The organism is Granulicatella sp. WM01, from assembly GCF_004570605.1.
In the GTDB taxonomy this organism is placed as follows: domain Bacteria; phylum Bacillota; class Bacilli; order Lactobacillales; family Aerococcaceae; genus WM01.
In genome coordinates this window covers 1-12,562 of record NZ_SPPB01000054.1, presented here as the reverse complement: position 1 = coordinate 12,562, position 12,562 = coordinate 1, and the positions used below count along the sequence as shown (strand labels likewise).

Sequence of the window (12,562 nt, the reverse complement as noted above, 5' to 3'; positions counted from 1 at the left end):
CCATGTGAAGCACCTCTTTACTATTTTCTCTCAACTTATAGTTTACTGGTTTGCTTCACTTTTTTCTATAAAAAAATAATCGTGTTGGCGAACTTTTTTGTTCACCAACACGATTTATTGTACACCCCTTTTTTAGCTTTTTGACATAATAACAATTATTTAGCATATTCTACTGAACGTAATTCACGTATCACTGTTACTTTGATATGTCCTGGATAATCTAATTCAGATTCTATTTTCTCTTTAATTTCTCTAGCCAAAATGATAGTCTGATCATCATTCAATTCATTAGGTTTAACTAGTACACGTACTTCACGTCCCGCTTGAATGGCATAACTCTTATCAATGCCTTTAAAACTGTTTGAAATTTCTTCCAATTTTTCCAAGCGTTTAATATAATTTTCTAACGAATCACTACGTGCTCCAGGTCTAGCTGCTGACAATGCATCTGCAATGGCTATAATCGATGCAATCATTGATGTTGCCTCAACATCGCCATGATGAGAAGCGATTGCATTAACTACAATTGGGTGCTCTTTATATTTTTTAGCAAATTCTGCACCAATTTCAACATGCGAACCTTCTACTTCATGATCAAGAGCTTTTCCTAAATCATGTAGTAAACCTGCACGTTTGGCTAAATCAACATTTTCCCCAAACTCGCCCGCTAACAATCCTGATAAGCGTGCTACTTCAATACTATGATTCAATACATTTTGTCCATAGCTTGTTCTGAAATACAATCGCCCTAAAATTTTAATTAAATCTGGATGTAACGTATGTACACCAACATCAAATACTGCTTTTTCCCCAATATCTCTAATCCGTTCATCCAACTCTTTACGTGATTTCTCAACCATTTCCTCAATACGTGCTGGATGAATACGTCCATCTTTAGTGAGTTTTTCTAAAGTCATTTTTGCAATTTCTCGTCGAATTGGATCAAAACCGCTTAAAACGACTGCTTCTGGTGTATCATCTATAATAACGTCAATTCCTGTTAAAGTTTCAAGTGTTCTAATATTACGTCCTTCACGTCCGATAATACGACCTTTCATATCATCACTTGGTAAGGCAATAACTGAAACGGTATTTTCTGAAACCAAATCAGACGCATTTCTTTGCATAGCTTGTAAAATCAAATCTTTTGCTTTGCGATCTGCAACACGTCGTGCATCATCTTCTGACTCACGAATAAATGCTGCACGTTCGTGCTCTAATTTTTGATTCAATTCATCTAAAATAAGCTCTCTTGCTTCATCTTTTGTTAAGGAAGCAACTTCTTCTAAAGCCTTTTCTTGTTGTACAAGCAATTCTTGAATTTTTTGTTCTTCCTCCACTAACTGCTGATGACGACTTTCAAGATTTTTTTCCTTATCATTAATAGATTGTTCTCGTCTTACAAGTAATTCATCTTTTTTGTCTAAGTTTGTTTCTCTTTGAAGAATACGTTTTTCTTGCTCTAAAACATCATTCCTACGTTCTTTCACTTCGTTTTCAACCGTTGTACGATAATGTTGAACATCTTCTTTTGCACTTAATAATAATGCTTTTTTTTCCGACTCAGCGTCTTTTAATGTCATATCTGCATCTTTTTTCGCATCTTCTAATAATAACTCAACCGTTTGACGTGTTTTTTCCAGTTTTTTTTCATAAGTCGATTTACGAAATACATATCCAGCTGCTATTCCAATAATAGCTGTTAACACTGCAACAATGATAGTGGTAACCTGGTGCATGTCATTAGGACCCATATCGGCACCTCCTATCATATTTATATTTCTATTCAATCATTATAATTTCAATTATTTGCATTATGTCGTATGCTTACTTATTTTATCTATATTACAGTTTAATGTCAAATATTATTTCTGTTGTACCAAATCTTTTAATGCTACTAACTCCTCAGACGTTAATTCTCGGTATTCTCCCAGAGCTAACTTCTCATCTAAACATAATGTTCCCATAGACTCTCGTTTTAAGTATATCACTTTATTTCCAAGAGCTTGAAACATCCTTTTCACTTGATGAAATTTTCCCTCTTGTATTGTGATATGAACAGCATTTGGTTGTTCATTAGATATGACTAATTTTGCTGGCATGCAGCAATATCCATCGTCTAGCACTACACCTTGTTGACAGGCTAAAATATCATCATGACTAGCATTTTTTTCTAATAAAGCAAAATATATTTTATCAATATGTTTTTTAGGTGACAGTAAATCATGCGCTAATTTCCCATCATTTGTCAACAATAATAATCCTTCCGTATTTTTATCTAGTCTCCCTACTGGAAAAACTGACTGATAAGACTTATCCAACAAATCCAAAACTGTCCTATCTTTTGCATCTTCTGTAGCACTGACGACTCCTTGCGGTTTATGTAACATAACATACACATATTTTTTGTACACGAGTGCACTATCATCTAAACAAACTGTATCTAGATATTCATCAATGTGGCAATCATTTTGCTTTGCAATTTGACCATTAACACTCACTCTTTTTTGCTTAATAAGACTCTTAACTTCTTTACGTGTTCCAATGCCTACTGTAACTAAAAATTTATCTAATCGCATCTTTTTCTTCCTCTTTACTTTTCTTAGTTATACTATACGTTAAAACAAATAAGATGACAACTTATTAAGGCAAACAAATACAACTAAAAATTCCTACATTAAAAAAATGACTTCAGACCAAGGATAATTATTCCTAATTTAAAATCATTTTGTTTTGATTTAAACCTTTATTGACTTAATGCGTGGCATAAGTGAGTACACTTATATTTGACAGTGGTTTGTCAAATGATATTAATTTACTTCACTAAGTAATATAAAACAATCGTGTTGACTCCCTCTTTTGTTGCCAATACGATTGTTTGTTTACTCTATTTTTCTGTTTTTGTTAATCTTATGTACATTGTCAGTCTATATTTAACACATTATGTTCAGTTTGTTTCACTATATCTATTAATAAAATTTTCATACTTTATCTAACTGGCAAACAATAAAATTTACTGTACTCTAACTTTTGGGAGTATTCTTTTATTCTTCACGTAAGGCTTTAAAATAACTTTGATTTGTTCTAGTCGCTGACATGCCTTTTAAAATAGCTTCTGTGTATTCTAAAGAATCACCTTTCATACTATTTCTCACTTTCCAAGTTGATTCAATCGTTTTCTTATCTAATAACAATTCCTCACGGCGAGTACCTGAACGTTTAATATCAATAGCAGGAAAAATACGTCTTTGTGCCAATTCCCTTGATAAGTGTAGTTCCATATTTCCCGTACCTTTAAATTCTTCATAAATCACATCATCCATACGACTACCAGTATCAATTAGAGCTGTTGCAATAATGGTTAAACTTCCTCCGTCTTCAATATTACGTGCCGCTCCAAAGAAACGTTTAGGTTTATAAAAAGCAGCAGGATCAATTCCTCCACTTAACGTACGTCCTGAAGGTGGAATCACTAAATTATACGCTCTAGCTAAACGTGTAATACTATCCATTAGAATAACAACATCTTTACGTTCTTCTACCAGTCTTAAAGCACGCTCATAAACAAGTTCTGCCAAACGTGTATGATTTTCTGGCTGTTGATCAAAGGTTGAATACACAACTTCTCCATCAACACTTCTTTCTAAATCTGTCACTTCTTCTGGACGTTCATCAATTAATAACAAAATCAGATGTGTATCTGGATGATTTTTTTTAATTCCTTTAGCAATTGTTTTAATAATAGATGTTTTCCCTGCTTTAGGTGGTGCAACAATCAAGCCTCTCTGACCAAATCCAATAGGTGCTACCCAGTCAATTAAACGTGTTGTCAATTCTTTTTGCTGATGTTCTAAAGTGATTTGACGATTAGGATAAATTGGAACAAGTCCTGGAAAATGATTTCTATCTTTTGCCTTTTCTGGATTTTCTCCATTAACTGCTAATACATGCATCAGTCCATTTCGTCGTTCCCCTTGTTTTGGACGTCTAGCTGTTCCTTTAACTAAATCTCCTTTACGTAAATCAAAACGTCTCATTTGCGAATTAGAAATATAAATATCTTCTTGGCTAGGTGTATAATTGATTGCTCTTAAAAAACCATATACATCAGAATTACTTTGAATAATATCTAATACACCTTCAACAGTAAAAAAACCTTGTGTTTCTTCCTGAGCACGAATAACTGCCATACATAATTCTTTTTTACTCATTTGACTATACGAAGGGATATTCAATTCTTTAGCATATTTATAAATTTCTTTTAATGGCTCTTTATCTAATTGTTCTAAAGTCCATACGTTTTCCATACCATTCCTCATTTCATTCTTGAATCATTTGTATATCTGCTCCAAGAGCGGTTAAATTATCTATAATGTGTGCATATCCTCTTAAAATATGTTCAACACCGTAAATTTCTGTCGTACCTTTTGCCATTAAGCCTGCAATAACTAAACACGCACCAGCTCTTAAATCACTCGCTTGAACCTTTGCACCTGTTAAACCATCTAAAGATCCCGTTAAATGAATTGTATCTCCTTCAACTTTACTCATTGCTCCCATACGCACTAATTCTGCAATATGTTTCACACGTTTAGGATAAATAGTATCCATTACGGTTCCTGTACCATTGGCTTTTAATAATAATGGTGTAATAGGTTGTTGTAAATCTGTTGCAAAACCAGGATAAGGTTGCGTCTTTATAGACACCATTTTTAAAGTCTCACTTGGGTACACAAAAATATCATCTTCTCCAATAGCTAACTGCACACCCATTTCTTCTAATTTTGCAATAAAACTTTCTATATGCTCAACAATAACATTTTTAATACGTATTCCAGAACCACATGCAGCTGCTAATGCTAAATAAGTTCCTGCCTCAATACGATCAGGAATAACTGTATGTGTACACCCACTTAAATGAGATACTCCCTCAATCCGAATAACATCTGTCCCAGCTCCACGAATTTTTGCACCCATATTATTTAATAATGTAACAACATCAATAATTTCTGGTTCTCTTGCAGCATTTTCAATAATTGTTTTTCCTTTTGCTTTCACAGCAGCCAAAATACAGTTAATTGTTGCACCAATAGACACAACGTCTAAGTAAATACGTGTACCTGCTAATCCATGTTCCTTAGCTTTTAAATAAATTGCTCCTCTTTCATTTTTTACACTTGCCCCAAGAGCCTCAAATCCTTTAATATGTTGATCAATCGGACGTGGTCCTAAAAAACATCCTCCCGGTAAACCAATGACTCCTTCGTTAAATCGACTTAGAGTAGCTCCCATAAAATAATACGATGCTCTTAAACTTTGAATTTTTCCAGTCGGCATAGGGACTGATTGAATATGTGTAGGATCAATTGTTAATACTCCATTTTCAAAAGTAACATCTACATGAAAATCTTTTAAAATCTCTATTAAGGAATGGACATCTGAAATATCTGGTACACCTTCCAAAGTAACAGGAGATTCCGCTAAAATGGCAGCCGGAATTAGTGCCACAACACTATTTTTTGCTCCGTTAATAACAATCTCTCCTGATAAACTTTTCCCTCCATTAATTACAATTTTATTCATTTCCTATCTCCTAATCATCTTACTGTTTTACAATAAAAAATAGAGTGTCATAAATATGCATAATCACGTATCCCTATTTTCTTTATCTCATACATCATAATGCTAGTTTTTATAGCCATTCATTAGAATAGCTTAAAATCATAAAATTGTCTATATATCTGTCTTTATTTAGTACAATTTTCTTATAAATTCCCCTTATCATTTCTAACTAAAATAATAAACTTATAGTATCTAAAATATAAAATTGATATCCCCTATTTAATTCAATTATCGTAGCCAATAAAAATTTAGCCATTACACTATTTTTTAACAGCTTACATCATTCTCTGTTTAATTTTCTATATTTATATCCTTATTTTTTCTAATACTCCTAACCTAAGATAAGACAGCCACTAATCATGGTTCAAATTATCTTAAATGTTAGTTTACTAGCATTAATAAGTATTATGGATAACAACGACTAAATCATCACGCTTATCTAATAATATGATGTTAATTATTTTTTGAACACTTCATACATACTATTCATTGTTTGATAACATGCTACTAAATAGAAATAAACACTTAAAATAATAACGATACACATAAATGCCACTATTACATTAATTTTTTTGGTCCATAAGATAAAATATTAATTATATAACTCATAAACGTGACAATAGCTTTATACGATTTTGAGTTTACAAGACTTTACATAGAATACTATATGTTAACCTTTTATTGTGTAACACAAATTTATGCCATTTTTCATAAACAAAAATCGCGTTGACGAACCTTTCGTTCATCAACACGAATCCATTATCATTTATTATAATGTATTATTGAACTTCTTGAATTTTCATCATATTTGTTGTTCCTGCACGACCTACTGGAACACCTGCCGTTACAATAATTGTATCGCCAGTTTTAGCAAAGCCTGTTTCTTTAGAAACAATATCAGCCTGTTCAAAAATATCATCTGTAGATTGAACTGGATCAACCAAAACTGCATGAACTCCCCACACTAATGACAAACCTAGTTGTGTTTTTTCAGAGAATGTCAATGCAATAATATTAGAATTTGGACGATATTTAGAAATCATACGTGCTGTATGACCTGAAGCTGTCGCTGCCACGATTGTATCAATATCTAAATTACGTACATTGTGTCCAACTGAACGTCCAATAGCCTCTGTTGTATCGTGTTTAAATTGTTTAAAATCAAATACATGAGAATTTTGCAATGCTTTTTCTGTACGAATACAAATATTTGCCATTGTTGTCACAGCTTCTAATGGATAATCTCCTGCTGCTGATTCACCTGATAACATTACAGCATCTGTTCCATCAAAAATAGCATTTGCCACATCTCCTGCTTCTGCACGTGTTGGACGTGGATTACGTTGCATAGAATCTAACATTTGAGTCGCCGTAATAACTGGTTTTCCAACAGCATTACATTTTTTTATTAACATTTTTTGAACAATAGGCACTTCCTCAGTTGGAATTTCAACCCCTAAATCACCACGTGCAACCATTAATCCGTGAGAAACGGCTAAAATTTCATCAATATTATCAACACCTTCTTGATTTTCAATTTTAGGAATAATTTGAATATGTGTTGCATTTTCTTCAGCTAAAATTTTAGAAATTTCTAACACATCACTTGCACGACGTACAAAACTAGCAGCAATGTAATCAATACCATTTGCTATACCAAAGCGAATATCTGCCTCATCTTTAGGTGTAATACCCGGTAATTTTACACTTACATTAGGCACGTTAACACCTTTTTTATTTTTTATAATTCCTGAGTTTTCAACACGTGTAACAATATCTTGGTTGGCTTCATCAATCTCAATAACTTCTAATGACACTAAGCCATCATCTACTAAAATACGGCTGCCTACTTTAACATCATGAATTAAATCTGGATAAGATACTGAAAAACGATCTTTTGTTCCTTCAACTTGCGTCATTGCAATGCGTACGACTTCTCCTGTTTCCAGTTGAATAGCACCATCTTTCATATCATGTGTACGAATTTCTGGGCCTTTAGTATCTAATAAGATTGCACATGGTTTTCCTGTAATTTTACGTGCTTCTTTTAATGCATTAAAACGTTCTAAATGTTCTTCATGTGATCCGTGTGAGAAATTGAAACGAGCAACATTCATTCCTGCATTAATCATTTTAACTAACTGTTCAACAGTTTGACTAGATGGTCCTAAAGTACATACAATTTTTGTCTTTTTCATTTGATTTACTCCTTTGTAAAAAATAATTTTATTTAACCAGAAATTTCTTCATTTAATGTTAACAAATCTAAATTAGGCTGATGTTTGCCGTTTTCCAATGTTTCAATAATATCACTGTAAATGATTTTATCTTGACGAATACCAACACAAACACCACCAATGCCTTGTTGTAATAAATCAACGGCTTTTGCACCGAACATACTTGCTAAAACTCTATCTCTTGCACTTGGAGACCCACCACGTTGAACATGTCCTAAAACAGATACACGAGTATGCTGTTCACCATGTCCCCATAGTTTTTCTGCAAATTCAATACCACCCATAACGCCTTCAGCCAACACAATCAGGGTATGTTTTTTTCCTTTACGTCGTCCTTCTTGAATTTTTTCAGCAATAACTTTCATATCACTGTCCACTTCTGGAATAATAATTTGCTCTGCTCCACTAGCAACACCAGCCCATAAAGCTATATCTCCTGCATTACGTCCCATTACCTCAACGATAAACGTACGAATGTGACTTGTTGCTGTATCACGAATTCTATCTAATGCTTCTAAAGCCGTATTGACTGCAGTATCAAAACCAATAGTATAATCCGTTCCCGGAATATCATTATCAATCGTTCCTGGAATACCGACAGCTGGAAAACCGTGTTTAGTTAGAGCTAAGGCTCCACGATACGATCCATCGCCTCCAATAACAACTAAGCCTTCAATTCCAAATTTTTTCAACTGCTCAATGCCTTTTAATTGGCCTTCAACCTGTGAAAATTCTGGATAGCGTGCAGAATATAAGAACGTTCCTCCACGACTAATTGTGTCACTAACATCTTTTGCACTTAGTTGACGAATATCTCCTGCAACTAAGCCTGCATATCCGTAGTTAATGCCAAAAACTTCCATTCCTTCGTTAATGGCTTTACGAACGACTGCACGAACTGCTGCGTTCATGCCTGGTGCATCTCCACCACTTGTTAAAACAGCAATGCGTTTCATTTCCTCACCTCTAAAACATGTTTTATTAATGAAAAGATTATATTGTTTTCAATGTACTTTTCACTCACTTTTCATTGTTATCATACCATTTTTTACGCAAAATGTCTTGTGTTATCTCTAAATTTTTAAACGTTTTTTCTTTTTTTATATACAATATTGTCCTCTCCTACAATAAAGGCAAGTCCATCTTGTAGTTGTTTCTGAAAATTGATGTTATATTTTTCAGGTAATTGATGATACTGTTGCGTATCTTCCAAATACATAACAACTGGTGTATCTCCTTTGTGTCTTACCAATTCTTTAATAACCAATTGTTGTTGAGCAATATTTTTTACCTTAATAAAACAAATATGCTCTTTTTGATAAATTTTTTGTTCAAAATCGTGTAATGTATACATTGTATTAACCACACAAATTTTTTCTCCCCGATTATCTAAATCAATTCTACCTGATACTACAATTACTGTATCTTCTTCAAAATGTGCAATATGTCGTGTATATACTTCTGGAAAAATCGTTAAAGATATTTTTGCAAACTGATCTTCTAACACAGCAAACGCCATACGTTTCCCATTTTTAGTTTGTATCTTCCGTATTTTTTTTAAATACCCTAATAAATACACATAATCATTTTCCAATACATGATGAGAAAATTGGATATACTGCTTATCATAATAATGTGCATATTTATCTAATTCATGTGTAGATACACTAAATCCTAAAATTTCTTTTTCTTTTTCCATTAACACATCTGAATGAATTTCTACTACTTCTTCATATATTGGTGTCAAAAAAGTTTTATCCAGTAAATTTTTATTTGTTTTAGTAACTGAAATATTGTTAATTAACTTTGATCTTGTTTCACCAAATTCATCAAAAACACCTGCGTAAATTAACGTTTCTAAATACTCATCTTTAGTATACTTATCTGGCATACGATCAATAAAGTTATCAAAAGAAGTAAATTTCCCTCCACGTTTACGCTCATCTAATATATATTGACGCATATCACGTCTAATCCCTTGAATAGCAGACAACCCAAATAAAATACGTTTATTTGACAAGATTCTATGCATACTTTGGCTCTGATTAATGCTAGGCACAACGGCTTCAATACCATGTCGTTTAGCTTCCATTAAATACATTGTAAAACGTTCACTTTTAGCATTTGTATGTAGCAACAATGCCAAATAAAAGGCTTGTGGATAATATGCTTTAATATATGCGAGCTGATAGGCCAACATAGAATAAGCTAAAGCATGAGATTTTGGAAATCCATAATTAGCAAACTTCTCAATATACTGATAAACTGTTGTCGCATCTTCTAGTGAATACCCTCGTTTTTGTGCTCCAGTAATAAAATGCACTTTTTCAGATGCCATAACATCTTTTTTCATTTTCCCAATAGCACGGCGTAACAAATCAGCTTCACCTAAAGAAAATCCTGCCATTTGATAAGCTATTTGCATTACTTGCTCCTGATATACAATAATACCGTAGGTTTCCTCCAAAATAGGTTGTAAATCTTTATGAGGATAACTCACTTGCTCACGTTTATGCTTTCGCAAAGCATAATGTCCAATCTGTTCCATAGGACCTGGACGATATAAAGCATTTACTGCAGCGACTTCTTCCAAAGATTGTGGCTTGATTTGTTCCAAAACACGCCTAATTCCAGTTGATTCAAATTGAAAAATCCCCTCTGTATCTGCTCTAGCAAACACTTGCAAAGTTTGTTCATCTTGCCAATCAATGTGCCAAATATCAAATTGATCCTCAAACTGCCGAACTGCCGTTTGAGCATCAGCTAAAATAGATAAATTTTTTAAACCTAAAAAATCCATTTTTAGCAATCCAATATATTCAACATCTTGCATGGTCATTTGTGTTAATTGAATTTGTCCATCTAAATGTTGGACAGGTGTCAATTCTGACAACGGTTTATCACTAATCACAACCCCTGCTGCATGAGTGGATACATGTCTAGGTAGACCTTCAATTTTGCATGCCAATTGAAAAATTTCTTGATTAAGCTCACTTTTTTCAATCCACTGTTTTAATTTAGTTGACTGTTCCAAAGCTCTATTTAATGTAATTTTCAACTCAAATGGCACCATATCACTAATTTGTTTTAATTCTTTAGGAGAAAACCCAAACACTCTAGCCACATCACGCAATGACTGTTTAGCTGCAAACGTTCCAAATGTAGAAATTTGTGCCACTTTATCATATCCATACTTTTGTGCGACATAATGCAACATATCTTGGCGTTTATTATCTGGAAAATCTAAGTCAATATCAGGCATTGTATACCGTTCAGGATTCAAAAATCGCTCAAACAACAAATGATGCTTAATTGGATCAACTTTTGTAATATTTAAACAATACGACACCAATGATGCAGCCGACGAGCCACGACCTGCTCCAGTCATTATCCCTTCTTTATGGGCATATTTCATTAAATCCCATACAATTAAAAAATAATCTGAAAATTTCATCTGTGCAATAATCGCTAATTCTTTATGTAATCTCTCCACATAAATCGATGTGTCTAACTGTTTATCACGCAACCCCTTAAAAGCAATTTCTTTTAATAAATCATCCGCACGTTCTGAAAATTTTGGCAATAAAGTCTGCTGCACTGGAATGTTTAGTTCAATACAATCATAAAATGCTTGTGTATTCTGAATAATTTGCCCTAATTTCTCTTGCTCAAATTGGTATTTAAAATCATTAGCTTTTGGCAAATAATCTTTTCCAACATCTTGAATACTCATCCGATTAAGTGTGTCATTGGTTTCAATAGCATTCAAAATTTTTAATGCTCGGTAGTCGCTTGGATTAGCATACATCACACGTTTATTGGCTAACATGGGTAAGGTATATTTATTTGCCCATTCATATAGCTCAATTTCTTGTACTTGCACAGCAACATAAACACGCTCTTTACAGTACTCCCGTAATTCTTCAAGATGCTCTAAGGATACTATTTGCGTTAATATACACGCAATATTAGGATAATCTGAAAGTAAGAACGTTTGATTACTTAATAACCGACTTGACAAATCAACAAGTTCAAAATAGCCCGTTGTATTTAACGCTAATAACTGAAGTGTATAATGTTTCCAAGGGATTTCTAATCCAATTAAGGCTTTAAGTTGTTTTTCCTGACACAAACGTATAAACTCGACAGAACTGGATAAAGTTTTCCATTCGCTCAACACTAGAGTTGTATAGCCTTTTTTAAATGCATCAGCAACATACTGTTTTACAGACATAGGACTTTTTAACAAACTATTGGCACTATAAACTTGTAATGGTGTAAACAAATCTACTCTCTCCTTCCTTCTTTTTTTATTATACACTATAATAAGATAAAATAATATGTCAATCGAAAATGAAAATGTCCCAAAATGTGGGCCACTATAAGTGCAATGATTTTCAAAAAAATCATTGCACTTATAGGGCAAAATAATGTATGCTATTAAAGTATCAAGCAGGCTTGTTGTCTTGATACTCTTCAAGAGTTTTTCCAATACTCTTGAGATAGCGTTTGAAAGATGCCAGTTTCCACGGATGTGATTGTGGTGGAACGTATTGGCGTCTTTCTTTTTTTATATTCTCACCCAAATCAAACACCGCTGAATGCTCTTCATGTGTTAACAAACAACGTGTGGCATAAATGTTGTCAGCGATATTCAAGAAAATATCCCCATTAAATGCTTCAATAACCAACGCTTTTGTGTG

At 33.3% G+C, this 12,562-nt stretch carries 6 protein-coding genes and 2 pseudogenes; all 8 read right to left on the bottom strand.

What is annotated here, in order from left to right; genetic code table 11:
* Positions 1 to 155: 155 nt before the first annotated feature.
* The gene (gene rny, locus E4T68_RS07155) at positions 156 to 1,754 is read right to left on the bottom strand and encodes a ribonuclease Y (protein ID WP_228099276.1); all 1,599 of its coding nucleotides are present in this window, start codon (positions 1,752 to 1,754) and stop codon (positions 156 to 158) included.
* A 111-nt stretch (positions 1,755 to 1,865) separates the two neighbouring features.
* Positions 1,866 to 2,579 carry a pseudouridine synthase gene (locus E4T68_RS07150; protein WP_135125531.1) on the bottom strand — a complete coding sequence of 238 codons (714 nt, stop codon included), beginning with the start codon at positions 2,577 to 2,579 and terminating at the stop codon, positions 1,866 to 1,868.
* A 465-nt stretch (positions 2,580 to 3,044) separates the two neighbouring features.
* On the bottom strand, positions 3,045 to 4,307 hold the full coding sequence (rho, locus tag E4T68_RS07145) for a transcription termination factor Rho (protein ID WP_135125529.1): 1,263 nt from the start codon (positions 4,305 to 4,307) through the stop codon (positions 3,045 to 3,047).
* A 13-nt stretch (positions 4,308 to 4,320) separates the two neighbouring features.
* Complete coding sequence (locus E4T68_RS07140) at positions 4,321 to 5,583, bottom strand: UDP-N-acetylglucosamine 1-carboxyvinyltransferase (protein ID WP_135125527.1); 1,263 nt, start codon at positions 5,581 to 5,583, stop codon at positions 4,321 to 4,323.
* An 824-nt stretch (positions 5,584 to 6,407) separates the two neighbouring features.
* A pseudogene (gene pyk / locus E4T68_RS07135) lies at positions 6,408 to 7,820 on the bottom strand (pyruvate kinase); the annotation flags it as partial.
* A 32-nt stretch (positions 7,821 to 7,852) separates the two neighbouring features.
* Positions 7,853 to 8,815 (bottom strand): 6-phosphofructokinase, encoded by a 963-nt coding sequence (pfkA, locus tag E4T68_RS07130; RefSeq protein ID WP_135125523.1) that lies wholly within the window; start codon positions 8,813 to 8,815, stop codon positions 7,853 to 7,855.
* A 125-nt stretch (positions 8,816 to 8,940) separates the two neighbouring features.
* Entirely contained in the window at positions 8,941 to 12,144 is a 3,204-nt protein-coding gene (locus E4T68_RS07125; protein ID WP_135125521.1) for a DNA polymerase III subunit alpha, read from the bottom strand.
* 163 nt (positions 12,145 to 12,307) lie between these two features.
* Positions 12,308 to 12,562, bottom strand: a pseudogene (locus E4T68_RS07120) (ISNCY family transposase); the annotation flags it as partial.

What these genes read in the sequence shown, in the direction of transcription:
- rny (WP_228099276.1), bottom strand. Translation starts at nt 1,754, where the DNA reads ATGGGTCCTAATGACATGCACCAGGTTACCACTATCATTGTTGCAGTG.
- E4T68_RS07150 (WP_135125531.1), bottom strand. Translation starts at nt 2,579, where the DNA reads ATGCGATTAGATAAATTTTTAGTTACAGTAGGCATTGGAACACGTAAA.
- rho (WP_135125529.1), bottom strand. Translation starts at nt 4,307, where the DNA reads ATGGAAAACGTATGGACTTTAGAACAATTAGATAAAGAGCCATTAAAA.
- E4T68_RS07140 (WP_135125527.1), bottom strand. Translation starts at nt 5,583, where the DNA reads ATGAATAAAATTGTAATTAATGGAGGGAAAAGTTTATCAGGAGAGATT.
- pfkA (WP_135125523.1), bottom strand. Translation starts at nt 8,815, where the DNA reads ATGAAACGCATTGCTGTTTTAACAAGTGGTGGAGATGCACCAGGCATG.